Raw genomic sequence first — 24,911 nt, forward strand, 5'->3', positions numbered from 1 at the left:
CCCCGCGCCCGCGCCCCGCGCCCGCGCCCCGCGCCCGCGCCCCGCGCCCGCGCCCCGCGCCCGCGCCCCGCGCCCGCGCCCCGCGCCCGCGCCCCGCGCCCGCGCCCCGCGCCCGCGCCCCGCGCCCGCGCCCCGCGCCCGCATCTCGGATTCCGACGACGAATGCGGCCGCGGGAGACCGGGAGCCGGGGTTCGGGACGCCCACGACAGCCAAGATCGTGCTCGAACCAGGATGTAGTGGTGTGCGGTGGCGGGGAGGCCCCTACATCATGGATCGAGCGCGATCTTGGCAGTCGACGGGGCGGTCGGCGGGACCCTGGTGCCCGTACGGCGGACACCGCACTTGCGGCAATGTCGTGTGCGGACCTTGTGGTTGGCCCGCGGGAGCGGTCCGTCTACTTCAGCGGGTCGTGGCCCCAGTTCATGAGAGACCAGCGCCACCTGGTGTCGCGGACGTCGCCGGAGGGGCGCTGCGCCATGTGTCGGCGTACGTAACCGACCACCTTGCGCATGTGCTTGTAGTCGCCGTCGGACAGGTCGCCACGTTTGCGACGGAGCAGGTTGATGATCTTTCGGCCGGACTCGTGCCCGACGGACTCGCCTCCACCGGCGTGACCGCCCTTGTGCCAGCCAACCTGCTTCGACTCGTCCGTCTCCAGCCACGTGGACAGCTCGCCGGGCTTCATGTTCACCGCCTCGGTGAACTCCCGGTAGGTGTCCCGGCCGTCGTCACTTCTGCTCATGGCGCAGCGCCTCCGGTCGGTGGGCCACGTCGCGGCCCGTGCCGTCACTGCGGACCCGGTACTGCGGGTCGTCGGGGGCCGCGTTCACCGCCCGCCCGCGAATCCGCGTCCGCTCGGTGATCGTGCCCTGCACCACGCCGTACGCGCGGCTGCCATGGGCCGACCAGGAGACACGGTCGCCCTGGTGGAATCTCTGTTCGGCCATGGCCCTCGGCTACCCGACCCGGCCGGGGCGAAACGACTACGGGGCGATCTCGGCGACCGGCAGTTTGATGTCGAACGGCTCGGCCAGCTCGATCACATCGGCGCCGTCGGCGACCAGTTCGTACTGCCGCTCACCGCCCGGCCCCACCCGGTCGCCGATCCGGTACGCGTAGACGTGCACCGGGTCCTGCTCGATCCGCCAGTAGAACGGGATGCCGGCGGCGGCATACTCCCCGGGCTTCGCGAACCTGTCGATCCGTCGCGTGCCGGGCGACACGATCTCCACGGCGAGCACGACGTCCGCCGGCCGCAGTGTGGACCGGTTGGACGGGATCTCGGCACGGCAGAGCAGCACGTCCGGCTGCCGGCTCGTGTTGCGGCTGAGCGCGACACCGACTGCTTGGGCAGCACGAAGGTTCGCCGGGGCGTGCGAGCGTAGCCACAGCCACAGCAGGCTGCAGATGTCCTGATGGCCCAGGGTGGGGGAGGGTGTCACCTGGATAACTCCGTCGACGAGTTCGACGCGGGGGGCGTCGTCCGGCAGGGCGAGCAGGTCCTCCAGCGTGTAGTCGGCACGCTGCTGCCGCATCGGATCCGGACACCAGGGGCCAGGTGGTGTCGGGATGGGCTCGGCGCTCATGGAGTCGAGCCTACCGGCGATCGATGGATCGCAGGTCGGACCGCGGGTGCGACCCGCTCACCCGGCCGGCTTCTCGGTGACGAAGATGGCGGTGCCGGGGAAGAGCCGTCCGCGCAGCGGGCTCCACTGCCCCCAGATCTCCTCGTGTCCCTCGGGCCACTCCGGCTCCACCAGGTCGAGCAGCCGGAACCCGGCGCCCACCAGTTCCCGGATCCGGTCGCCGAGGGTGCGGTGCTGCTCGACGTAGGTGGCCACCCCGTTCTCGTCCTGCTCCACGTAGGGGGAGCGGTCGAAGTACGAGTGCACCGCCGTCAGCCCGCCCTCGCCGGGGTCGTCGAGGAAGATCCACCGCATCGGGTGGGTCACCGAGAACACCCACCGGCCGCCCGGGCGCAGCACCCGGTGCACCTCGGCGAGCAGTGCCGCCGAGTCGTCCACGAACGGGATCGCGCCGAACGCGGTGCAGGCGACGTCGAACGACTGGTCGGCGAACGGCAGGGCGAGCGCGTCGGCCTGCACCAGCGGTACGCGTACCCCGGTGCGGTCGGCGGCCGTGGCGGCGTGCCGCAACATGCCGGCGGACAGGTCGAAGGCGACCGGCCGGGCGCCCTGGGTGGCGAGCCAGCGGGCGGCGGCCGCGGCGCCGGCGCCCACCTCCAGCACCCGTCGCCCCGACACGTCGCCGAGCAGCCGCGCGTCGGCCTCGCGCAGGCCCTCGGGACACCAGACGAAGTCCACGTCGCCGAGGAACGCGCCGTGTTCGGCCTGGTAGTCGTCGGCGTCGGTGTCCCACCAGCCGCGGTTGGCGCGCCGCGCCTCGGCGTCACCCACCCGGCGCCGGGTAACCCGGCTGTCGTCATCCACGCGCCCACGCTAGGCCCACCCGCTCGTATTGGGTACGACGGCGCGTCGGAGATCTCGGTGACCGGCTCGTCGTCGGCGGCGGTGGGGCGCGCCGACCCGGCGACCCGAGTCGATCAGGCGGGCGGCGACGAGGCGTACGGGGCTGCTGTGACGCAGGAGACAGCAGGGGTGTTTTCCGGGCGATTGTTCGGCTTTCGCAGGTCATCGTGTGGAGAGAACCCGGGAGGGCTTGCACGCTGTGGTAATGCGCACGGTAGGCTAGACGATGCGCTCGCGGATCGCGTTGCCTCGGCAGGGAGCAGGTGCGCGGTCGACGGAGCCACATCATGATCTCACTAGGCGATCGTTCGGTGTGCCCGGCGACGGATCCGCTGGCGCGAACAGGTCACTGCGACACACCAGCCTGCTGTGACAACCCACCGACCGGAGCAACCGCCCACATGACGAGCAGCATCGAGGCCCCCTCGAGCGCCACCCGGGTCACCCACGACGATCTCGGTTCCGAGGAGGCTTTCCTCGCCGCGATCGACGAGACCATCAAGTACTTCAACGACGGCGACATTGTCGAAGGCACCGTCGTCAAGGTCGATCGGGACGAGGTCCTGCTCGACATCGGCTACAAGACCGAGGGTGTCATCCCCTCTCGGGAGTTGTCGATCAAGCACGACGTGGACCCGGCCGAGGTTGTGACGGTTGGCGACCACATCGAGGCCCTGGTCCTCCAGAAGGAGGACAAGGAGGGTCGTCTGATCCTCTCCAAGAAGCGGGCGCAGTACGAGCGGGCCTGGGGCACGATCGAGAAGATCAAGGACGAGGACGGCGTCGTCCGCGGTTCGGTCATCGAGGTGGTCAAGGGCGGCCTCATCCTCGACATCGGGCTGCGCGGCTTCCTGCCCGCGTCCCTGGTCGAGATGCGTCGCGTGCGCGACCTGCAGCCGTACGTCGGGCGGGAGCTCGAGGCCAAGATCATCGAGCTGGACAAGAACCGCAACAACGTGGTCCTGTCCCGCCGGGCCTGGCTGGAGCAGACGCAGTCCGAGGTGCGCACCGAGTTCCTCAACAAGCTGCAGAAGGGCCAGGTCCGCAAGGGCGTCGTGTCCTCGATCGTCAACTTCGGCGCCTTCGTGGACCTGGGCGGCGTCGACGGTCTGGTGCACGTCTCCGAGCTGTCCTGGAAGCACATCGACCACCCGTCCGAGGTCGTCGAGGTGGGCCAGGAGGTCGAGGTCGAGGTCCTGGACGTCGACCTGGACCGCGAGCGGGTCTCGCTGTCGCTGAAGGCGACCCAGGAGGACCCGTGGCGGCAGTTCGCCCGCACCCACGCGATCCAGCAGATCGTGCCGGGTAAGGTCACCAAGCTGGTTCCGTTCGGTGCGTTCGTCCGCGTGGATGACGGCATCGAGGGCCTGGTCCACATCTCCGAGCTGGCCGAGCGTCACGTGGAGATCCCGGAGCAGGTCGTCCAGGTCGGCTCCGAGGTCATGGTCAAGGTCATCGACATCGACCTGGAGCGTCGCCGGATCTCGCTGTCGCTCAAGCAGGCCAACGAGGGCTTCGTCGAGGGCGAGGAGCACTTCGACCCGACCCTCTACGGCATGGCCGCGACGTACGACACCGAGGGCAACTACATCTACCCGGAGGGCTTCGACCCGGAGACGGGCGAGTGGCTCGAGGGGTACGACAAGCAGCGCGAGACCTGGGAGAACCAGTACGCCGAGGCTCGTCTGCGCTGGGAGGCCCACACCAAGCAGGTGCAGACCTCTCGGGCCGCCGACGCCGAGGCCGCTGCCAACCCGACTCCGGTCGTCCCGGCCGCTGCCGGTGGCGGCGGTGGCACCACCTCCTCGTCCAGCCCGGCCCCGAGCCGGCAGGCCGAGGAGCCGGCCGGCACGCTGGCCACCGACGAGGCGCTCGCCGCACTGCGGGAGAAGCTCGCCGGCGGTAAGTGACCCGCTGAACGACGACGGGCCCCGTCCCCGCGATCTCCGGATCGCTGGGGGCGGGGCCCTCGCCGTACCTGCCGCACACGAGCCGCGCCGGTCGGCGGGTCGCCGGGTGACGGGCGGGTTTGGCGGCGGGCTTGTGGATCCGGTTGACTGTTCGGGTGCTGAGGGTGGGGTTGACCGGCGGGATCGGGTCCGGCAAGAGCGCGGTGGCCGCGCGGCTCGTCGAGCGGGGCGCGGTGCTCATTGACGCCGACCGGGTGGCCCGGGAGGTGGTGGCGCCGGGTACGGACGGGCTGGCCGAGATCGTCGCCGCCTTCTCCGACGCGGTGCTGGACACCGACGGCGCGCTGGACCGGGCCGCCCTGGGAGCGGTGGTGTTCGCCGACGAGGCCGCCCGGCGCCGGCTGGAGGCGATCACCCACCCCCGGGTCCGGGCCCGCACCGCGGAGCTGACCGCCGCGGCGGCACCCGACGCGATCGTCGTCAACGACGTGCCGCTGCTGGTCGAGGTGGGTCTCGCGCCGACGTACCACCTGGTGGTCGTGGTGCAGACGGCCGTGCCGACCCGACTGGAGCGGCTGGCGCGCGACCGGGGGATGAGTCGTGCGGAGGCCGAGCGGCGGATCGCCGCCCAGGCCGACGACGCCCGCCGCCGGGCGGTGGCCGACGTGGTGCTGACCAATGACGGCAGTCTGGCGGCGCTGCACGACGCCGTCGACGTGCTCTGGCGGCAACGGCTGGTGCCCTACGAGGACAACCTGCGCCAGCGGCGGGTGGTCCCGCCGGACCCGGCGGCGTCGGTCGGAGCCGACGCGAGCTGGTCGGAGCAGTACGAGCGGCTGGCCGCCCGGATCCAGCACGCGCTCGGCTCGGCCGCCCTGCGCATCGACCACATCGGCGCGACGGCGGTGCCCGGCCTCGCCGCGCAGAACGTCATCGACGTGCAGGTGGCGGTCGGGAGTCTCGCCGACGCCGACGGGCCGTTGGCCGACCGGCTGGCGAGCGCCGGGTTCCCGCGGGTGCCGGGGCAGTGGTGGGACGACCCGCGCCCGGCCGGCAGGGGGCGTTGGGAGAAGCGGCTGCACGGCAGTGCGGACCCGGCCCGCCCTGTTCGTCTGCACGTGCGGGTGGCGGATTCACCGGGCTGGCGGTACGCGTTGCTGATGCGCGACCACCTGCGTGCCGACCCGGATCAGCGGGCCGCGTACCTGCTGCTCAAGCGGGACCTGGTCGCGTCGGCGCCGGAGGCCGGCGATTCCGGCACGGCCCGGAACCCGTGGTTCGACGAGGAGTACCTGCGGGCCGAGCAGTGGGCCACGCAAACCGGCTGGCGGGCCTGAGGGCGCCGGTCAGCGGGTGCCGGGCCGAGGGGCCGAGGGCCGGGGAGCTGCCGGTCGGGGGTTGGCGGGCCGGGGGTTGGCGGCCAGCCGGGGCACGACGGCGGGTTGGAGGTCGAGGTGTGCCCACGCGCCGACGTCGGTCCGCAACTCGAGTCGGCGCAGCGACCCGTCCCCGCGGTCGATCCAGTAGCGCAGCCGTGCGCCGGCCGGGCCCGCCTCGATGACGTCCACGGTCCGTCCGGCGGTGACATCGTCGCGTATGCGTACGGCCGCGCCCCGGTGCCCGACCGACCCGGCGGTCACCGCGGCGTCGACAAGCACGCTCAGGTCGTCCCCGCCGGGTCGGGTGACCCGCCAGGCCCCGGCCGGGGGCGGCAGCGGCGGCCGGGCCGGCGCCTCCGCGGTGCCGCCGCCGGCGGCGACCGCCGGCAGGTCGGCCCGGGCCAGACCGGCGGCGTCGCGTCGCAGCAGGGTCCGGCGATCCGGTACGCCAAGGTCGGCGACGGCGAGGTACGCGGTCCGCGCGGTCCAGCTCACCCAACCGGCGCCCCGCAGGTTCGTGTCAGTGCCGACCGGCGCGGTCAGCGTGAGCGTGGCACCGCCCTGGGCGCGGAGCCGGGCGGGCAGCCGGTCGAGCCGACGCTGTTCGGCGTCGGTCAGCACGCGGGGCAGACCGGGTCGGCCGCCGAGGGCGTCCGCCGGTCGTAGTGTCGGCCGGTCCTCCCGGTTGAACACCACAGTGACCGGGCCGGTGCCGGGCAGGCGGGTCACCAGCTTGTGCAGCCGGGCGTCCTGGTCGAGCCAGTACCGGGTCTGTCCGTCCGGGGTCGGTGTCGCGGCGCGGGGGGTGCCGGGCGCCGTGCTGGCGGCCGGCGCGCCGGTGGCCAGTGGCGCCTGTATGACGTCCAGGGGGCCGGCCGGCGCGGTGTCCCGGGCGATCCAGCGCGCCTCGCTGGACGGTGCCGTCCGGGTCGGGTCGGGGCGATCGGCGGCGAGATCGAGGAGCAGGTCGAGCACCGGTGCCAGGTGCGCCCCGGGGGTCAGTCGGTGCAGCCGCCACCGATCCGCCGGTGGCATCAGTGGTGGTGCGGCGGGAGTGGGCACCGCCGCCGGGTCGGGCCTGATCACCAGCACCGGCCCGCTCTTCTGCAGCAGCCCGCGTTCGGCGCCGGCACCCGGGCCGCCCACGTCGAGGTAGAGCAGCGACCGGGACCAGTCCACCCAGCCCACCAGTTCGACGCGGGCGGCGTCGGTGCCGGCCGTCACGCGTACGCCGGCGCGCAGGTCCCGCAGGTTGGTGACCCGTACGGCGGCCAGTCGATCGCTCTCCGACACGGTCAGCGGCCGGGCTGGCTCGGGCGGGTCGGGTGCCCAGCTCAACAACCCGAGCACCAGGGCGGTCGCAGACGTCACCGCCGTCAGGCCGAGCAACAGCAGCACGGTACGCCGACGACGTCCGGCCGTGGCCGGGCCGGTGGTGTCGGTGGTGTCCGTGAGGTCGTCGGGGCCGGTGGTCTCGTGGTCCTCCGCGCGGGTCCGTGCGGCGGCGGCCCGGCCGCTGGCGCTCGGGCGGCGGGCGGTGGCCCGGCGGGCGCCGCCGGTGGTGCGGGCTGTCGTGGACGCGCCGCTGGCTGAGCCGCCGTCGCCGCTGCCCGGGGCGTTGCCGGTGCTCGGGTCGCCCGGCCGCGACGGGGTCGCGTGGGCGGTGTCGGGCGCCGGGGTCGGGGAGGTGTCCACGGAGATGAAACGGCCGGGGTGGCACCGAGGTGACGAGCAGGGGCGCTCGCGGCGGCCGGTCTGCGCCTCGAGCGCGACCACACGGGTGCGCACGCCGGACGAGCCGGGTGCTGCGACCGCAGTGCCGGGGGCGACCGGCCGTGATGTTGGCCTGGCCACCGGCCCGGTCGGCCGCCGCGAGCGGCCTACAGGAAGAGGGTAGTCCCGGTGACATGGGCCACACAATGGGAATATTGAAGCCGATCACGTACCTGGCGTGACGGCCGAACATGTCGGACCTGCGGCGTACCGTTGACGGCATGGCGCTCGACATTCCCCGGCTCGACAGCCGCTTCCAGGTCGTCAGTGAGTTCCAGCCGGCCGGCGACCAACCGACCGCGATCGACGATCTTGAGCGTCGGGTTCGGCGCGGCGACCGCAACACCGTGCTGCTCGGCGCGACGGGCACCGGCAAGAGTGCCACCACGGCGTGGCTGATCGAACGGCTGCAACGCCCCACCCTGGTGCTCGCCCCGAACAAGACGCTCTGTGCGCAGTTGGCCAAGGAGTTCAGCGAGCTGCTGCCGCACAACGCCGTCGAATACTTCGTGTCGTACTACGACTACTACCAGCCCGAGGCCTACATCCCGCAGACCGACACCTACATCGAGAAGGACTCCTCGATCAACGAGGAGGTGGAGCGGCTGCGGCACTCGGCGACGATGTCGCTGCTCACCCGCCGCGACGTGATCGTGGTGGCGACCGTCTCGGCGATCTACGGGCTGGGCACCCCGGAGGAATACCTCGACCGGGCGGTGAAGGTGCAGGTCGGCCAGGATCTCGACCGCGACCAGTTGCTGCGCCGGCTGGTCGACATCCAGTACACCCGCAACGACATGGCCTTCCAGCGCGGCACCTTCCGGGTCCGCGGTGACACCCTGGAGATCATCCCGGCGTACGAGGAGCTGGCCGTGCGCATCGAGCTCTTCGGTGACGAGGTGGAGAAGCTCTACTACCTCAACCCGTTGACCGGTGACGTGGTCCGCGAGGTCGACCAGTTGGTGATCTTCCCGGCCACGCACTACGCGGCGGGCCCGGAACGGATGGAGCGGGCGATCCGCGACATCGAGGTCGAGCTGGCCGAGCGGCTGGCCGAGCTGGAGCGGCAGGGCAAGCTGCTGGAGGCGCAGCGGCTGCGGATGCGCACCACCTACGACATCGAGATGATGCGGCAGGTGGGTTTCTGCTCCGGCATCGAGAACTACTCGATGCACATGGACGGGCGGCTGCCCGGCAGCCCGCCGCACTGCCTGCTCGACTACTTCCCCGACGACTTCCTCACCGTGGTCGACGAGTCGCACGTGACCATCCCGCAGATCGGCGGCATGTACGAGGGCGACGCCTCGCGCAAGCGGATGCTCATCGACCACGGCTTCCGGCTGCCCAGCGCGGCCGACAACCGGCCGTTGCGCTTCGACGAGTTCCTGGAGCGGGTCGGGCAGATGGTCTTCCTCTCCGCGACCCCCGGCACCTGGGAGATGGAGCAGGCCCAGGGCGAGTTCGTCGAGCAGGTGATCCGACCGACCGGCCTGGTCGACCCGGAGGTCGTGATCAAGCCGACCAAGGGCCAGATCGACGACCTGATGCACGAGATCAAGCTGCGGACCGACCGGGACGAGCGGGTGCTTGTCACCACGCTGACCAAGAAGATGGCCGAGGACCTGTCCGACTACCTGCTGGAGAACGGCATCCGGGTGCGCTACCTGCACTCGGAGGTGGACACGCTGCGCCGGGTGGAGCTGCTGCGTGAGCTGCGCAAGGGCGACTACGACGTGCTGGTCGGCATCAACCTGCTCCGCGAGGGTCTGGACCTGCCCGAGGTGTCGCTGGTGGCGATTCTCGACGCTGACAAGGAGGGCTTCCTGCGCAGCGGCCGCTCGCTGATCCAGACCATCGGTCGAGCCGCCCGTAACGTCTCCGGTCAGGTGCACATGTACGCCGACAAGATCACCCCGTCGATGGCGGCGGCGATCGACGAGACCGATCGGCGGCGGGCCAAGCAGATCGCGCACAACGAGGCGCACGGCATCAGCCCGGAGCCGCTGCGCAAGAAGATCCACGACATCCTGGACGACATCTACCGCGAGGCGGAGGACACCGAGAACTCCCGGGTCGGGGGTGCGGTGCGGCAGCTCTCCCGAGGCAAGGCGCCGGTCAAGGAGACCCGCAGCCGGAGCCGCTCCGCTGCCGCCACCACCTCCCGGGAGGGGATGGCCCGCGCCGACCTCGCCCAGCTCATCCAGGAGCTCAACGACCAGATGTTGGCCGCCGCCCGCGAGCTGCAGTTCGAGTTGGCGGCCCGGATCCGCGACGAGGTCTCCGACCTGAAGAAGGAGCTGCGCGGCATGGACGCCGCCGGCGTGAGGTGACGGTCTCCCCGGTCGGCCACGCCCAGCGTTACGCCCGGGCCCGGCCGACCGGGGCAACGCGAAGGGCGGGCTCTGTTGACGGCGGTGACGCCGGTTGGCGAGATGGTCCTCGGGCTGCCCGAGGCGAGGCTGCGTCCGTTCGTCGACCGGTACGTGGGCTACCGGGAACGCGCTGACGTGCCACTGGTCCGCCGGGAGTCGGCGGGCGTCTTCGTGGTGCTGATCCTGGGTTGGGGTGCTCCGCTGGACGTGACCGACCCGCGCAGCGCCGACCGCGGCGTCACCACCGTCGACTCGTTCGTGGCCGGCACCTTCGACGGTTGGTGCACCACGCGCACGGTGGGCGTGGGGGAGGGTGTCGAGTTGCTGCTCGCCCCGTTGACCGCCCGGCGGCTCCTCGGCCTGCCGCTGGGCGAGCTGACCAACCGGGCCGTCGGCGTGGAGCAGCTCCCGGGCCACTGGCTGGATCGGCTGCGCGACCGGCTCGCCGAGGCCCCGGGCTGGCCGGAGCGGTTCGCCCTGCTCGACCGGGTGCTCACCGCCCGGCTGGTGGCGTCCCCGCCGGTGGACCCGCGGCTCGCCTGGGCGTGGCGGTGGCTCGTCGCCAGCGGTGGGCGGGGGAGCGTCGGTGAGCTCGCCGACGAGCTGGGCTGGAGTCGGCGGCACCTCGCGTTCCGGTTCCGGCAGGACGTCGGGCTGCCACCCAAGATGGCCGCCCGGCTGCTGCGTTTCCAACAGGCGCACACCGTGTCGACCGAGATCGCGTCGAGCGGTCGGGCCGTCGACTGGGCCGCGGTGGCGGCGGCCTGCGGTTACTACGACCAGTCCCACCTGATCCGGGACTTCCACCAGTTCGCGGGGGCGACGCCGGCCGCGCTGCTCGCCGCCCGGTGACGACGCTCGACTGACCCCCTGCTCGCGGCGGCGACCCGCCGAGGTCGCATTCGTCCAATCCGGATTCGCGCCGCCGGACGCAGAATCGGGTCATGCGAACCATCTATCCGATCCTCCGTTACCCCGATCCCCGCGCCGCGATCGACTGGCTCAGCGCCGCCTTCGGTTTCCAGGTGCACGCCGTGCACGAGGCACCCGATGGCACCGTCGCGCACGCCGAGCTGATCCTCGACACCGGCATGATCATGCTGGGTGGGCGGACCGACGCCGCGCCCCGCCCGGCGGACGACGACTGGTCGGTCTACGTGGCGGTGCCGGACGTCGACGCGCACTGCGCGCGGGCCCGGGCGGCCGGCGCCGAGATCATCCGTGAGCCGTTCGACACCGACTACGGCTCCCGTGACTACGCGGCGCGCGACCTGGCCGGCACCGTCTGGTCGTTTGGCACGTACCGGCCCTGAACCCCCGCCGAGCCGGCCCGCAGCCCGCAGGGCACCCACCCCCCTCGACCGTGAACCGCCGCTGACCTGTGGAAACGATGCGGGTGAGCGGGCCCGGCCGGGGGCGGCACCGAATGCGCCGATTGCGGTGTGCGAGCGAACTATTGCACTGGGTGATCGTCCTGCGTAGTCTCCCTCGGTGGGGAGGCCGGGATGCCGCTGCCAACAAGTCCTGTTATTCGACGTGCACGTCTCGGCGCAGAACTGCGCCAGCTTCGTCGGCGCGAGTCGCTGACCCTGGAGCAGGTCTGCGACCGGTTGGGTTGGGCCTCGACGTCAAAGCTGTCCCGCATCGAGCTGGGCCAGAGTCGCCCGGACCTTGCCGACGTGCTCGATCTGCTGGACGTCTACAAGGTGCCGACGCCCGCCCGGGAGGCGCTGATCGTCATCGCCCGGGACGCGGCGACCAGTCGGGGCTGGTGGAAGACGCTGGGCGAGATGAGCGAACGGCAGCGCACCTACGCCGAGTTGGAGGCGGGTGCCGCCGACATCGTCGAGTACCAGCCGTCGGTGGTGCCGGGGCTGCTGCAGACGCCCGCGTACGCCCGGGTGCTGGTCACGGCCAGCGCCCAGCTCACGCCGGAGGTCGATGTGGACGCCGAGGTGCGGGCTCGGGCGCTACGGCAGGAGGTGCTGCGGCGGGCCTATCCGCCGCGCTACACGGCGGTGCTCGCCGAGGCCGTCTGCGACCAGGGTGACCTGCCGGTGGCGGTCTGGCGGGAGCAGCTGCGGCATCTGGTCGCGGTGACCGGGCTGTCCCACGTCACGGTGCGACTGCTGCCGCGCGGGGTCGCCGGTGGCGGCCTGCATCCGCTGACACCGTATTCCTGCTACGCCTTTCCCGACCCGGCGGACCCGCGGACGGTGATGCTCGAGGCGCTGACCACCGACGTCCGGTTGGCCACCGCGCTCGACGTCGACCGCTACCAGCGGATGACCGAGGCGTTGCTGGCCGCGGCGCTGTCGCCGGAGGAGACCGTCACTGTGCTGGCCCGCCGCGTCGGCGAGTAACCGCCGACGGCGCGGCGCCGCGCGGCCACCGGGCCCGGCGCCCCCGAGCCCGTCGGGACCGGCGGCCGGCGCGTGCGTCCGGCACGATAACCACGGGGTACGACAGGCAGGCTCAGGCCGGCACGTCGAGGAAGTGCTCGACCACCGGCGGTCCCGCGAAGTGGGGGCCGATCAGCGCCCGCCACCGCTCGAACCGTTCGGTGGCCCGGAAGTTCTCCTCGTGCGCCTCGACCGAGTCCCATTCGACGAGCAGCACGAAGCGGGTCGGCGACTCGATTCCCCGGGTCATCCGCACGGACCGGCAGCCGGGCGCCCCGGCGAGCACCGGGTGCCCCTCGGCGTACGCGGCGGCGAACGCGTCCTCGTGTCCGGGCAGTACGTCGATCAACGCGACCTCAAGCACCATGTCGGACAGCCTCCCACGATGGTCGTTGCCGGTGCTGTCGCGGGGTCTGTTCCGGCGTCGGCGACGCCCCTAGGGTGGCCTGGTGATCATTGACTGGCTCACCGGCACCGCCTTTCGGGTGGCCGGTACGGGCACCACCTGGGCGGAGCTGCTGGGGTTCGCGACCGGTGTGCTCAACGTGTGGCTGGTGGCCCGGCAGAAGATCGCCAACTGGCCGATCGGCATCGCCAACGTGCTCCTGCTCATGCTGTTGTTCTGGACCGCAGGCCTGTACGCCGACGCGGGGCTCCAGGTCGTCTACGTCGCGCTCGGCTGTTACGGCTGGTGGCACTGGCTGGTCGGTGGCGAGCGGCGCACCCGGCTCACGGTGAGCCGGACGGGACGACGGGAGTGGTTGGCGCTGGCCGCCGCCGGGGTGCTGCTCACCGGCGTGCTCTGGGTGCTGGTGGACCGGGCCACCGACTCGACGGTGCCGCTGCCGGACGCGTTGACCACGGCGCTGTCCCTGCTGGCCACGTACGGGCAGACCCGCAAGCGGGTGGAGAGCTGGTGGCTCTGGATCGCCGCCGACCTGATCTACATCCCGTTGTACGCGTACAAGGGGCTGCACCTGACCGCCGTCCTCTACCTGGTCTTCCTCGCCCTGTGCGTGCTCGGGTTGCGGGCCTGGCGCGCCGACCTGCGTCGGGTCGACCGGCCGAGCGCGGTCCCGCCCGGTCCGGCCCCCGTCGCCGCGTGAGCGCCGAGACGTCCGGCCGGGCACCAGCGCCACGCTCGCCGGGGCACCCGGCCGCCCCGGAGTTCGGGCACGGGATGGTGGTGGGCAAGTTCTATCCACCGCACGCCGGGCACCACGCGCTGATCGCCGCGGCCGCCGCCCGTTGCGCCGAGGTCACCGTCGTGGTGGCACCCTCGCGTCGGGAGTCCATCCCGTTGCCGCTGCGCCTGGACTGGCTGCGGGAGGCGCATGCCGACACGCCGTGGGTCCGGTTCGTCGGCCGGTATGACGACCACCCGGTGGACTACGCCGATCCGGCCGTCTGGGACGCGCACTGCGCGGTGTTCCGCGAGGCCGTCGGGCCGGGGCCGGTGGACGCGGTCTTCTCCTCCGAGGCGTACGGCGCCGAGTTGGCGCGCCGGTTCGACGCCGTACCCGTGTCGGTGGATCCGGACCGGCGGACCGTGCCGGTGTCCGGGACGGTCGTGCGCGCGGATCCGGCGCGTCACTGGCGGTGGTTGAGCGCGCCGGTGCGGGCGTGGTTCGTCCGGCGGGTGGTGGTGGTCGGGGCCGAGTCGACCGGCACCACGACGATGGCGGCGGCGCTGGCGGGGCACTACGGCACGTCCTGGGTGCCGGAGTACGGCAGGGAGTTGACCGCCCACAAGCTGGCCCGGTTGCGGGAGCGGACGCCGACGGCGACGGTCTTCGACGTCACGTGGGACCGGGACGACTTCCGCGCCGTGGTCCGCGCGCAGCAGGCGGCCGAGGACGCGGCGGCCCGGACGAGCGGGCCGCTGCTGGTCTGCGACACCGACGCGCGGGCGACGGCGGTGTGGGAGGAGCGTTACCTGGGCAGCGCGTCGGAGCAGGTGCGGGCGGCGGCCCGTCGGCCGGCGCTGTATCTGCTGACTGATCACCGGGGGGTGCCGTTCACCGATGACGGGCTGCGCGACGGCGAGCACCTGCGGGAGTGGATGACCGAGCGGTTCCGGGCCGAGCTGGCGGGGTGCGGGGTGCCGGTGGTGGAGCTGAACGGGTCGCCCGCCGAGCGGTTGGCCCGGGCGGTGCGGGCCTGCGACGACCTGCTCGCCGCGGGCTGGTCCCTCGCCGACCCGATCGCCGCACCCGACCTGCACTAGCCTCCTAGGAAGCCATAGACGGTGTGGCGTCGAACAGGGTGTTCGGAGCCACCGGCTGCCCGGGGTGTGATCACGGGCAGTGGTGGGCAACAATGGTCACCGAGGAGGGGAGTATTCCCCCGCAACGGAGTCGTCAGCACGGTCGATCGCCGGGTTCCACGGCGACCGACCCGGCCCCGTAGGTCGCCGCCCTTCCCGGGCGGCGGCGGAAGAGACCTCCGACAGTCACCAGAGTGAGCGACAGCGGCACACCGGCCCCCGTGGGGGCGTACGGTGTGCCCGACGCCGCGTGTCTGCCGGAGGAATGAACGTTGGACGTGTCCGGATTGGTGTGGGCGGGGACGCTTGTCGCACTGACTGCGGTCCTGCTCGTCGACCTGTTGATCATCGGTCGGCGCCCGCACGAGCCGAGTGTGCGGGAGTCGAGCCTCTGGGTCGCCTTCTATGTGGGGCTCGCCCTGATCTTCGGAGTGGGTCTCTGGCTGACCTCCGGTGCCAGCGCGGCCGGCCAGTTCTACACCGGTTGGCTCACCGAGTACAGCCTCTCGGTGGACAACCTCTTCGTCTTCGTGATCATCATGGCCCGCTTCGGGGTGCCCCGGCAGTACCAGCAGAAGGTGCTGCTCGTCGGCATCGTGCTGGCGCTGGTGATGCGGGGCGGGTTCATCGCCGCGGGTGCCGCGCTGATCTCGCAGTTCTCCTGGGTCTTCTACATCTTCGGCGCGTTCCTGATCTACACGGCGGTGAACCTGGCCCGGCAGGGTGAGCCGGACGAGGACGAGTTCTCCGAGAACGTGCTGATCCGGTGGAGCCGTAAGGCGCTGCCGATCTCGAAGGACTACGACAGCGCGAAGCTCACCACCCGCGTGGACGGCCGGCGGCTGTTCACCCCGATGCTGATCGTGATGATCGCGATCGGCACCACCGACCTGATCTTCGCACTGGATTCGATCCCGGCGATCTTCGGCATCACCCAGGAGCCGTACCTGGTCTTCACCGCCAACGTCTTCGCGCTGATGGGCCTTCGTCAGCTCTACTTCCTGCTCGGTGGCCTGCTCGACCGGCTGATCTACCTGAGCTACGGCCTGGCCGTCGTGCTCGGCTTCATCGGGGTCAAGCTGGTGCTGGAGGCGTTGGCCGACAACAACCTGCCGTTCATCAACGGTGGTGAGCACGTCGGCTGGGCGCCGCACATCCCGATCTGGTTGTCACTGCTGGTCATCATCGGCACCCTGGGTGTCGCCACCGCCGCCAGCCTGATCAAGTCCTCGCGGGACCGGCGTCGCGAGTTGGCCGACGCCCGACGCTGACCGGTCACCGGCCGGGCGCGGGTCCGCGCCCGGCCGGTCGAAAGACGCTCTAGACCCGGTGCGCGCCCACCAGCGTCGCGGTCCGGTCTTCCGGTAGGGGTTCCTCGATGACCCGCCGCCGCCGGTAGCAGGCGTGCAGCATCCGGCGTTGGCCGCCGTCGCCGGGCGTCGCGGTGACGATGCCGATGTGGTGGATCTTGCGGCCGGGTCGGGCGAAGAAGTAGAGGTCGCCGGGGCGTTCCGCGCCCAACGGCACCGGGGTGGTGGCGGCGGCCTGGTCGTCGGCGTCGCGGGGCAGCAGCACCCCGAACCGCCGCCAGGCCAGATGCACCAGCCCTGAGCAGTCGATGCCGTGCGCGGACAGGCCGCCCCAGATGTAGACCACGTCCAGCAGTCGCTGTGCCACCGCGAGCGCCTGCTCGGAGTTCGGCGCCGCGGCCGACGCCGCGACCAGGTGCTCGTCGGGCAGCCAGAACGGCGTGGACCGGCCGGGGACGTGCACCGGCCGCCAGTCGTCGCGCACGGGGCCGGCCGGGACGAGGCGGGTGCCGACGACGACGCCGGGCAGCGCCACCGGCCCGTTCGGGGCGGTGTGCAGCCCGGTGACGGTGGCGTCCACCACCAGTGGGTCACCGGTGCCGGTGTGGGCCGGGTCGACTGTGGTCAGTTGGTCGGTGGGGAGCCAGCCCGGGTAGCCGCGGGGGTCCAGCTTGGCCGCTGGTTGTTCGACGGCGACGACCCGCGCCCAGCCGTCCGGGCGCAGCTCGCTGACGAGGACCCGCTCGCCGAGCAGGAGTTGGCTCAGCACGCAGTCGCCCACCTGCTGGTCGGTGTCGAGTCCGGAGACCCAGGTCAGGATGTCGGCGCCAGCGGTCAGCGCGGGGCGGTCGACCGGGCGGACCGCCTCGGGGGAGGTCCACAGCGTCGCCACGGCGACCCGGACGAGGGCCTCGCGGCCCGGTTGCAGCTGCACGTCAACTCCCAGATCGCGTCGGCTGTCCCGGGGAAACCCTATGAAAGAAACCGACCACCATCAACCGCGATGCTGCACTTTTGCTTCAGTCAGGCCGGAGATGCCCAGGCCAGGGGCGTCCGGCAGCACCACGCTCGCGCCGTCGTAGCGAATGCCACCCTGCACCGGTGACCAGGCCAGCCACCAGGCGGCGTCCAGATCGGCGACCGCTGTGGTGCCGTACGCGGCCACCAGGCTCGCCGCCGCCCCGATGCCGACCTGGCTCTCCATCATCGAGCCCACCACCGTGCCGAGACCGTGCGCGGTGGCCAGCTCGAGCAGGGTGCGCGCCGGGTGCAACCCACCGCACTTGGCCAGCTTGACGTTGACCAGGTCGGCGGCGCGGCGGCGGATCACCTCCACCAGGTCACGGACCCCGAACACCGCCTCGTCGGCCAGGATCGGCACGGACACCCGGTCACTGACCCAGGCCAGCCCATCCAGGTCCCAGCGGACCACCGGCTGCTCGACCAGCTCCACGTCGAGCCCCGCGTCCTCGATGCCGCGGATCACCCGGACCGCCTCCCGGGGCGTCCAGCCCTGGTTGGCGTCCAACCGGATCCGGATGCTGGGGCCGACGGCCGCCCGTACCGCCCGCACCCGGTCCAGGTCACCGGCCGCGTCGGTGCCGACCTTCAGCTTGAGCACACCGAAGCCGTCACCCTGCCGCTGCCGCGCCGCGGCCGCCAGGTCCACCGCGTCGCCCGCCGCCAGCGTCACGTCCGTCGGGACCCGCAGCGAGGTGCCCCCGAGCAACCGCACCAGGGGTACGCCCAGCCGCCGCGCGGCGAGGTCGTGCAGGGCGACGTCGACAGCGGCCTTCGCCGCCTCGTTGCCGACCACCGCGCGCTGCACCTCGGCGCACCGGGTCACCAGGTCGTCCGGGTCACTGCCGATCAGCTGTGGGCCGAGCAACTCGCGGACGCACGCCTGTGCGCCGGCAACCGACGCGCCGGTGACCTGCCAGACCTGGGGAGCCTCGCCGAAGCCGGACCGGCCGTCGCTGTCGACGAGTTCGACGACCAGCGTGTCCACTGTGGTGGTACGGCGCAGGGCGGTGACGAACGGGGTGTGTAAGGGGGCGGAAACCCGGTGGGTGCGTACCGCCGAGATCGTCATGTGGGGCACTCTATATGCAGGTTCACGGCGGGAGGGGAGACCGGATGACCGGGCAGGGCTGGGAGTTGGTGGGTGCGCCGAACGCGCGTGACCTGGGCGGCCTCGTCGGCGCGGACGGGCGGCGGGTTCGGGTCGGCCAGTTGATCCGCACTCCGGCGCTGGGTCGGCTCACCGACGAGGACCTGCCGGTGCTGGCGAAGCTGGGGCCGGCGTGCGTGCTGGATCTGCGCGACACCACGGAGATCTCGGTCGCCCCGGCGGACCGGCTCGCCGGTGAGCCACGGGTGGTGCGGCTGCCGGTGCACGATGCGGAGCACCCGGTCTTCACGTACGTCTCGGCGGTGCTGCTCGGCCACGACCTGAACGCGTACGCGGAGCTGGCCCGGCAGGGCACGGCCGGGGCGATGGCGGCGATCTACCGCTGGTTCGTCACGGGTGAGTCGGCGCGGGTCGGTTTCGCCGAGGCGGTACGCCTGGCGGCGCGACCGGAGAACCTGCCGCTGGTCTACCACTGCTCGGCCGGCAAGGACCGCACCGGTTGGCTCACCGTCGTCCTGTTGACGGCGCTCGGGGTGGACGAGGCGGCGATCCGTGCCGACTACCTGCGCAACAACGAGCTGACCGACAGCCTGCGGGCGGTGATCGTCGAGGCGATGCGGCGGCGGAACCCCGAGCTGGACGTGGACGCGGTGCTGCCCGTGCTGGAGGTCCGCGCCGAGTACCTCGACGCCGGTTACGCCGAGGTGCGTCGGGTGCACGGCTCGTTCGACGCGTACCTGCGTGACGGGCTGGGGCTCACCGACTCCGACCTCACCGCGCTGCGGGCGCAGCTGCTGGAGTGACAGCTGAGCCGGGCGGTGTGCTGGCGCGGGCGACCCAACCGGTGACGATCAGTGCCTGGCCGGCGGCGTAGCTCGCCATGATCAGCACCGGCGCGCCGGGTGGCTGGGCCACCTCGGCCACCCCGGCGGCGATCAGCAGGTCGGAGCCGAGGAAGAGCGCGGCGCCGAGACCGACCCGCCAACCCTGGGTGGTGGCGGTGGTGGCCATGGCGGCCAGCGCGATCGCGTACCCGGCCACCGGTACGGCCAGCCCGACGTCGGTGAGCCCGGTCCACATCCAGGCCAGGGCGATGACGGTCAGCAGCGCGTACACCAGGGGGACGGCGACCAGCGGCGGCCGGCGCAGCGCGGTCGCGGCGCCGTGGCTGGTGAAGGCCGCGAGGTAGCAGAGGTGCGTGCCGAGGAAGCAGGCCATGCCGGCGACGAACCAGCCGGTGCCGTCGATCATGAGGGCGATGTCGCCGCCGGTGGCGAAGGCCAACGCGGCGAGCAGCAGCCGGTCCGGTCGGGCTCCGCGTTCGGCGCTGGCCCGCCACAGGTACGCGGCCAGCAATGGCATCAGCAGCGGCTTGGTGAGCAGGAGGGCCGTGCCGCCGCCGGTGGCGTTGGCGAGCAGGTTCGCTGCCGTCACGACGAGGAAGGCGATCAGCACGGTGCGACTGCGGGGCATCGGCGGCTCCGGGGTGGGGGGTGCGAGCAGCCTAGCCGCAGTCGGCGGGTGTCGGTGCCGGCGCGGTGGGTGCCGGGTCAGAGGTGGTGGCGGGCGGCCCAGACCTGCGCCGAGATGTGGGCGAGCAGCAGGCAGGCGTCATCCTCCACCTGGTCGTCGCCGTCGGCCAGGTCCGTGGTGGTGCAGACGGTGATCACGTACGGCGGTGCGTCGTCGGGCAGGACCACGCCGGCGCCGTGGCGGACGCCGCGTACCCAACCGTTCTTGTGCGCGATGCGGGTGCCCTCGGGCAGGCCGGCGGCGAGGTCCTCGCGGTGTTCCTGGGCGAGCAGGACGTCCAGCATGGTGGCGCACGCGGCCGGGGAGGCGAGTGGGCCGGGGGTGGTGGCGCCGGTGGCCAGCGCGCCGAGCAGGGCGGCCAGGTCGGCGGCGGTGACCGTGTTGGTGATGCCGGCGTCGCGGGCGGCGAAGTCCTCGATGCCCCGTCCGGTGACGCTGGTGCGGGCGCCGGCGAGCGCCCAGACCTCGGCGACCGCAGGCAGCCCGACGTGCCCGAGCACGAGGTTGGTGGCGAGGTTGCTGGAGCGCACGATCATCCGGTCGGCCAGCCAGCGTAGCGACGCGGTGGCGCCGATGCGGTCCCAGACCGCGTCGTCATTGTCGTAGGGCTGGGCGCAGGCGAACCGGGGTGCGCCGGGCTGGGCGGAGTCGAAGTCGTTGACGACCGGGACCGGGGCGTCCAGGTCCAGGGTGCCGGCTTCGGCGGCCCGGTGCAGTGCGGCGAGCACCGCCACCTTCATGGTGCTCGCGGCGTAGTGGGCGGCGTTCGCGTGGCGGGTCCAGGTCGGCGGGGCGTCGAGGCGCCCCACGTACGCGGAGACGGTGCCGGGCACCCGGTCCAGGTGGGCGTCGAGATCATCCCAGGTCATGCCGGTGACCGTAGCGGATCACGGGTGGGCGGACTCGCGTACCCGTCGGGGGAAAAAGCACCGGGCGCGCCGGCCGCAAGCGGCCGACACGCCCGGTGTCGGGTGCGGGTGGGTCAGCTGGCGTGCTTGCGGCGGGCGGCGGCGCGGCCCCGCTGCTGCTGGTCGAGCACCACCTTGCGGATGCGCACGGCGGTCGGGGTGACCTCGACGCACTCGTCCTCGCGGCAGAACTCCAGGGCCTGCTCCAGGGAGAGCTTGCGCGGCGGGATCAGCTTCTCCGTCTCGTCGGAGGTGGACGCCCGCATGTTGGTGAGCTTCTTCTCCTTGGTGATGTTGACGTCCATGTCGTCGGAGCGGGAGTTCTCCCCGACGATCATGCCCTCGTACACCTCGGTGGTGGGCTCGACGAACAGCTGGCCGCGCTCCTGCAGGTTGATCATCGCGAAGGCGGTGACGGCGCCGGCCCGGTCGGCGACGAGCGAACCGTTGTTGCGGGTACGCAGCTCGCCGAACCACGGCTCGTAGGACTCGAAGACGTGGTGCAGGATGCCGGTGCCCCGGGTGTCGGTGAGGAACTCGGTGCGGAAGCCGATCAGGCCGCGCGCCGGAACCAGCCACTCCATCCGGATCCAGCCGGTGCCGTGGTTGACCAGCTGCTCCATCCGGCCCTTGCGGGTGGCGAGGAGCTGGGTGATCGCGCCGAGGTATTCCTCCGGGGCGTCGATGGTCAGGCGCTCGACCGGCTCGCAGGTCTTGCCGTCGATCTCCTTGGTGACCACCTGCGGCTTGCCGACGGTCAGCTCGTAGCTCTCCCGGCGCATCTGCTCGACCAGGATGGCCAGCGCCAGCTCGCCGCGGCCCTGCACCTCCCAGGCGTCCGGTCGCTCGGTGGGCAGGACCCGCAGCGACACGTTGCCGATCAGTTCCTTGTCCAGGCGGTCCTTGACCATCCGGGCGGTGACCTTGGAGCCCTTGACCCGGCCGACCAGCGGCGAGGTGTTGGTGCCGATGGTCATCGAGATGGCCGGCTCGTCGACGGTGATCAGCGGCAGCGCGACCGGGTTCTCGACGTCGGCCAGCGTCTCACCGATCATGATCTCCGGGATGCCGGCGACGGCGATGATGTCACCCGGCCCGGCGGTCTCGGCCGGCTTGCGCTCCAGGCCCTCGGTCATCAGCATCTCGGAGATGCGGACCCGCTGGGTGCTGCCGTCGGTGCGGCACCAGGCCACCGTCTGGCCCTTGCTGATGGTGCCCTGGCGGACCCGGCACAGCGCCAGTCGGCCGAGGAAGGGCGACGCGTCGAGGTTGGTGACGTGCGCCTGCAGCGGGGCGCCGTCCTCGTACGCGGGAGCCGGGATGGTGTCCAGCAGGGTGCGGAACAGCGGCTCCAGGGAGTCGCTGTCGTCGGGCACCGAGCCGTCGGCCGGCTGGGTCAGCGAGGCGATGCCGTCGCGGGCGCACGCGTAGACGATCGGGAAGTCGATCTGCTCCTCGTCGGCGTCCAGATCGAGGAAGAGCTCGTAGGTGTCGTCCACGACCTCCTTGATCCGGGCGTCCGGACGGTCCACCTTGTTGATCACGAGGATGATCGGCATCCGGGCCCGCAGGGCCTTGCGCAGCACGAAACGGGTCTGCGGCAGCGGGCCCTCGCTGGCGTCGACGAGCAGCACCACACCGTCGACCATGGTCAGGCCGCGCTCCACCTCGCCACCGAAGTCGGCGTGGCCGGGGGTGTCGATGATGTTGATGGTGACCGGATCGGAGCCGTCCGCCGGCAGGTACCGCACGCCGGTGTTCTTGGCCAGGATCGTGATGCCCTTTTCCCGCTCCAGGTCCCCGGAGTCCATCACCCGCTCGGTGTTCTCGCCGCGTGCGCCGTACGCGCCGGCCTGCCGCAACATGGCATCGACCAGGGTGGTCTTGCCGTGGTCGACGTGAGCGATGATGGCGACGTTGCGGAGGTCGGTGCGAAGCTGCATACCCTCTATCCTTCCGCCTGCGCTCGCGCAGGCTGCGTCGGGGTCACCCCCAGGTGCCCCTGATCTATGGTGAAACCGCTGTGCCGGTGGTTCCCCCGGCTGGCATGCTGACTCCCGTGTCCCGGGGGCCTGAGTGCACGACCTGCTGACCTGGGTGCAGGGTCTGCCCACCCTGTGGATCTACCTGGTCGCCGCGCTGATCGTGGCGGGCGAGACCGCGGTGATCTTCGGCCTGCTCGTGCCGGGTGAGGCTACCCTGCTGCTGGTCGGCTTCCTCACCTACAACGGTACCTTGCGGCTCGGGCCGGCGTTGCTCGCGATGATCGTCGCGGCGGTCCTCGGCGATGGGCTGGCCTTTCGCGCCGGACGGCGGTACGGCCCCCGACTGCGCGCCGGACTGGGGCACCGGGTCGGACCCGGCCGGTGGGCCCGCGCCGACGCCATGCTCGCCCGCCTCGGTGGGCGGGGGGTGTTCGCCGCCCGGTGGGTGGCTTTCGCCCGCACCCTGGTGCCTCGGCTGGCAGGTGCGGCCGGCATGCCGTACCGGCGGTTCGTCCTGTGGAACCTGGCCGGGGTGGTGACCTGGGTGGGTGGCTCGGTGCTGCTCGGCCATCTCGCCGGTGAGTCGTACGACACGGTCTCCCGGCTGCTCGGCCGGGCCACCGGGGTGGCGTTCCTGCTGCTGGCCGGTCTGCTGGGGGTGGTGCTCGTCGGCCGGTGGCTGGGTCGTAACCCCGATCCGGTGCGTGCGCTGCTGTCCCGGGCGGGCGGGTTGCCCCCGGTGCGGTGGCTCACCGCCCGCTACGGGGTGCTGTTCTTCCTGGTGGCGATGCGGATCGGCCCGGCCTGGACACTGCTGCTCAATCTGGCTGCCGGCCTGCTGCTGCTCTTCGCCGCCGGGCTCGCCATCGCCGGTCTGCTCGCGGTGGCGGTCCGCAACTCCGGGCTTGCCGCACTGGATGGCGCCATCGCCGGGTGGTTCGCCGCCCGACGTACCCCGGACGCCGCCGAGGCCACGCTGATCGTGGTGTCGGTGGTGCGCGGGTCGGTGCTGATCCTCTTGGTGGCGCTGGTGGCGGCGGGACTGGCGTGGCGCAACCGGCCCTGGCGGGCGGATCTGCTCAGCGTGGTCGGCACTGTCGGCGCGTTCGTGCCGCTGGTGGTGCTGGCCGTGGTGGCCGAGCTGACCGGCCCGGACGGGGGCGCCCCGGGCGGCGGGGAGGTGGCTCCGCTGTCGACCCAGAGCGCCGTGGTCGCGGCGAGCTTCTGCACCCTGGCCTGGCTGGTGTCGCGCAGCGCCCGGTGGCCGGTGGCCGTGGCCGCCTGGACGGCCGCCGCGGCCGGGGTGCTGGGGATCGGCGGCGCGCGGCTCTACCTCGGCCTGGACACGGCGAGCGGGGCCGCGGCGGCGGTGCTGCTCGGGGTGCTCTGGACCGTGGTGTTCGTGGTCGCCTGGGCGACCCGGGACCGGGCGGTGGGGGAGCGACCGCCGCCGGTTGACCAGCCCCGGTCGCCGTCGCAGGGGCACCGCCGCCCGGTCGAGCCTTGTTAGGGTGCGGCGACGGTCACACCGGGGGAGGCAACGGGATGGTTCGACAGACACATCGGCTGGTCGGCGCGGCGCTCGCCGGGCTGTTGCTGAGCGCGTTGGTGGGCTGTGCCGGCAACGAGCAGAGCCCCGAGTCCCTTGCCGCGCCGGTCGCCGTCAGCGACGAGCCGACCGACGCCCCGTCCGACGAGGTCAGCGCGGAGCCGAGCCCGTCGGTGAGCGCGGTGGAGTTGATGGGCGCCGCGCCGAGTCGCAGCCCTACCCCGACCCCGAAGCCGTCGAAGAAGCCGACCCGTACGGCGCCGAAGCCGCGTCCGGTGGCGAAGCCGCCCACCGAGACCGAGGTGCCGCCGGCGCCACCGAAGCCGGCACCGACGTCCTGCAAGCCGACCTACAAGGGCACCCAGGCATCACGGTCCGAGGTGAAGGCGGCGCTGACCGACGCGGCCAACCGCACCTACTGGCCGGTCTCGGCGCCGGACATCAAGATCCCGCTCACCCTGCTCAAGGCCACCGCGTGGCAGGAGAGCGGCTGGCAGTCCAACATCTACGCCTGCGACGGTGGGGTCGGGCTGATGCAGGTGATGCCGGACACCGCGAGCTGGATGAACCAGCGGTTCGAGAAGAGCTACAAGATCGACGCCTACCGGGACAACGCCTACCTCGGCGCCACCTATCTGGCCTGGGCGACGAAGTACATCGGCGACATGTACTTCGAGTCCGACTTCCGCCTCGACCCGGCGCTGTGCACCAGCGAGCTGAACTCCTGCCTGCTCAACGCGGTCATCGCCGCCTACAACTTCGGGCACGGTGCGGTGGCGCAGGAGGGCAAGCCACTGGCCATCCCCAACCCGTCGTACGTGCGCAACGTGCGGGCGTTGATGAACGAGTGTGTCTGCCTGGCGTACTGACGGCGTCGGGGCCGTGCCGGATCCGGCACGGCCC

At 72.2% G+C, this 24,911-nt stretch carries 22 protein-coding genes and 1 pseudogene; 12 read left to right on the forward strand and 11 right to left on the reverse strand.

Features of this window, described 5'->3' with window-relative positions; all coding sequences use genetic code 11:
- Positions 1–398: 398 nt before the first annotated feature.
- From ACX27O_RS32405 to ACX27O_RS32420, 4 genes and pseudogenes are all read right to left on the reverse strand, one after another.
- Positions 399–743: pseudogene (locus ACX27O_RS32405) on the reverse strand (DUF3140 domain-containing protein); the annotation flags it as partial.
- Positions 730–948, reverse strand: a complete 219-nt coding sequence (locus ACX27O_RS32410; protein ID WP_210857899.1) for a hypervirulence associated TUDOR domain-containing protein — start codon at positions 946–948, stop codon at positions 730–732. The pseudogene ACX27O_RS32405 and the gene ACX27O_RS32410, both read right to left, overlap by 14 nt.
- 36 nt (positions 949–984) lie before the next feature.
- A complete protein-coding gene (locus ACX27O_RS32415; RefSeq protein ID WP_458940579.1) occupies positions 985–1,587 on the reverse strand; it encodes a Uma2 family endonuclease in 603 nt (200 codons plus the stop codon).
- A gap of 57 nt (positions 1,588–1,644) precedes the next feature.
- Positions 1,645–2,451, reverse strand: coding sequence for a class I SAM-dependent methyltransferase (locus ACX27O_RS32420; RefSeq protein WP_030337998.1), 807 nt, complete (start codon positions 2,449–2,451; stop codon positions 1,645–1,647).
- 440 nt (positions 2,452–2,891) lie between these two features.
- On the opposite strand from ACX27O_RS32420, the gene rpsA reads away from it, so the two are divergent.
- Positions 2,892–4,400: a 30S ribosomal protein S1 gene (rpsA, locus tag ACX27O_RS32425; RefSeq protein WP_030337999.1), complete on the forward strand. Its 1,509-nt coding sequence runs from the start codon at positions 2,892–2,894 to the stop codon at positions 4,398–4,400.
- Positions 4,401–4,555: 155 nt separating this feature from the next.
- Complete coding sequence (gene coaE, locus ACX27O_RS32430) at positions 4,556–5,737, forward strand: dephospho-CoA kinase (protein WP_358128167.1); 1,182 nt, start codon at positions 4,556–4,558, stop codon at positions 5,735–5,737.
- Positions 5,738–5,746: 9 nt separating this feature from the next.
- On the opposite strand, the gene ACX27O_RS32435 is transcribed toward coaE, so the two are convergent.
- Positions 5,747–7,474 carry a hypothetical protein gene (locus tag ACX27O_RS32435; RefSeq protein WP_458940580.1) on the reverse strand — a complete coding sequence of 576 codons (1,728 nt, stop codon included), beginning with the start codon at positions 7,472–7,474 and terminating at the stop codon, positions 5,747–5,749.
- Between the two features lie 299 nt (positions 7,475–7,773).
- Here ACX27O_RS32435 and uvrB point away from each other — a divergent pair, with 299 nt between their 5' ends.
- From uvrB to ACX27O_RS32455, 4 genes are all read left to right on the forward strand, one after another.
- Positions 7,774–9,882: an excinuclease ABC subunit UvrB gene (gene uvrB / locus ACX27O_RS32440; protein ID WP_030338002.1), complete on the forward strand. Its 2,109-nt coding sequence runs from the start codon at positions 7,774–7,776 to the stop codon at positions 9,880–9,882.
- 84 nt (positions 9,883–9,966) lie between these two features.
- The gene (locus ACX27O_RS32445; RefSeq protein ID WP_458940581.1) at positions 9,967–10,776 is read left to right on the forward strand and encodes a helix-turn-helix domain-containing protein; all 810 of its coding nucleotides are present in this window, start codon (positions 9,967–9,969) and stop codon (positions 10,774–10,776) included.
- A gap of 92 nt (positions 10,777–10,868) precedes the next feature.
- Positions 10,869–11,237 (forward strand): VOC family protein, encoded by a 369-nt coding sequence (locus ACX27O_RS32450; RefSeq protein WP_458940582.1) that lies wholly within the window; start codon positions 10,869–10,871, stop codon positions 11,235–11,237.
- A 192-nt stretch (positions 11,238–11,429) separates the two neighbouring features.
- Positions 11,430–12,287 carry a helix-turn-helix domain-containing protein gene (locus ACX27O_RS32455; RefSeq protein ID WP_030338005.1) on the forward strand — a complete coding sequence of 286 codons (858 nt, stop codon included), beginning with the start codon at positions 11,430–11,432 and terminating at the stop codon, positions 12,285–12,287.
- A gap of 112 nt (positions 12,288–12,399) precedes the next feature.
- Here the strand turns inward: ACX27O_RS32455 and ACX27O_RS32460 are convergent, their stop codons facing one another.
- The gene (locus ACX27O_RS32460; RefSeq protein ID WP_030338006.1) at positions 12,400–12,693 is read right to left on the reverse strand and encodes an antibiotic biosynthesis monooxygenase family protein; all 294 of its coding nucleotides are present in this window, start codon (positions 12,691–12,693) and stop codon (positions 12,400–12,402) included.
- An 82-nt stretch (positions 12,694–12,775) separates the two neighbouring features.
- Here ACX27O_RS32460 and pnuC point away from each other — a divergent pair, with 82 nt between their 5' ends.
- From pnuC to ACX27O_RS32475, 3 genes are all read left to right on the forward strand, one after another.
- Positions 12,776–13,432, forward strand: a complete 657-nt coding sequence (gene pnuC, locus ACX27O_RS32465) for a nicotinamide riboside transporter PnuC (protein ID WP_210866947.1) — start codon at positions 12,776–12,778, stop codon at positions 13,430–13,432.
- Positions 13,429–14,553 carry an AAA family ATPase gene (locus ACX27O_RS32470; protein WP_458940583.1) on the forward strand — a complete coding sequence of 375 codons (1,125 nt, stop codon included), beginning with the start codon at positions 13,429–13,431 and terminating at the stop codon, positions 14,551–14,553. The genes pnuC and ACX27O_RS32470 overlap by 4 nt, the downstream gene beginning before the upstream one ends.
- Before the next feature lie 311 nt (positions 14,554–14,864).
- Positions 14,865–15,863, forward strand: coding sequence for a TerC family protein (locus ACX27O_RS32475; RefSeq protein WP_210859117.1), 999 nt, complete (start codon positions 14,865–14,867; stop codon positions 15,861–15,863).
- Positions 15,864–15,912: 49 nt separating this feature from the next.
- On the opposite strand, the gene ACX27O_RS32480 is transcribed toward ACX27O_RS32475, so the two are convergent.
- Positions 15,913–16,836, reverse strand: a complete 924-nt coding sequence (locus tag ACX27O_RS32480; RefSeq protein WP_458940584.1) for a C40 family peptidase — start codon at positions 16,834–16,836, stop codon at positions 15,913–15,915.
- 60 nt (positions 16,837–16,896) lie between these two features.
- Positions 16,897–17,994 carry a mandelate racemase/muconate lactonizing enzyme family protein gene (locus tag ACX27O_RS32485; RefSeq protein ID WP_030338011.1) on the reverse strand — a complete coding sequence of 366 codons (1,098 nt, stop codon included), beginning with the start codon at positions 17,992–17,994 and terminating at the stop codon, positions 16,897–16,899.
- A gap of 44 nt (positions 17,995–18,038) precedes the next feature.
- Here ACX27O_RS32485 and ACX27O_RS32490 point away from each other — a divergent pair, with 44 nt between their 5' ends.
- Positions 18,039–18,836: a tyrosine-protein phosphatase gene (locus ACX27O_RS32490; protein WP_030338012.1), complete on the forward strand. Its 798-nt coding sequence runs from the start codon at positions 18,039–18,041 to the stop codon at positions 18,834–18,836.
- On the opposite strand, the gene ACX27O_RS32495 is transcribed toward ACX27O_RS32490, so the two are convergent.
- From ACX27O_RS32495 to typA, 3 genes are all read right to left on the reverse strand, one after another.
- Entirely contained in the window at positions 18,805–19,506 is a 702-nt protein-coding gene (locus tag ACX27O_RS32495; protein ID WP_358134505.1) for a lysoplasmalogenase, read from the reverse strand. The two genes, ACX27O_RS32490 and ACX27O_RS32495, sit on opposite strands and share 32 nt — an antisense overlap.
- Before the next feature lie 77 nt (positions 19,507–19,583).
- Complete coding sequence (locus ACX27O_RS32500; RefSeq protein WP_358134508.1) at positions 19,584–20,435, reverse strand: serine hydrolase; 852 nt, start codon at positions 20,433–20,435, stop codon at positions 19,584–19,586.
- 113 nt (positions 20,436–20,548) lie between these two features.
- Positions 20,549–22,417: a translational GTPase TypA gene (gene typA / locus ACX27O_RS32505; RefSeq protein ID WP_030338015.1), complete on the reverse strand. Its 1,869-nt coding sequence runs from the start codon at positions 22,415–22,417 to the stop codon at positions 20,549–20,551.
- A 133-nt stretch (positions 22,418–22,550) separates the two neighbouring features.
- Between typA and ACX27O_RS32510 the strand changes: the two genes are divergently transcribed.
- A complete protein-coding gene (locus ACX27O_RS32510) occupies positions 22,551–23,969 on the forward strand; it encodes a DedA family protein (RefSeq protein ID WP_210862019.1) in 1,419 nt (472 codons plus the stop codon).
- A 35-nt stretch (positions 23,970–24,004) separates the two neighbouring features.
- Positions 24,005–24,877 carry a transglycosylase SLT domain-containing protein gene (locus ACX27O_RS32515; protein WP_458940585.1) on the forward strand — a complete coding sequence of 291 codons (873 nt, stop codon included), beginning with the start codon at positions 24,005–24,007 and terminating at the stop codon, positions 24,875–24,877.
- The last annotated feature ends 34 nt before the right edge of the window (positions 24,878–24,911 follow it).

It is taken from the genome of Micromonospora sp. SD19 (genome assembly GCF_054462275.1).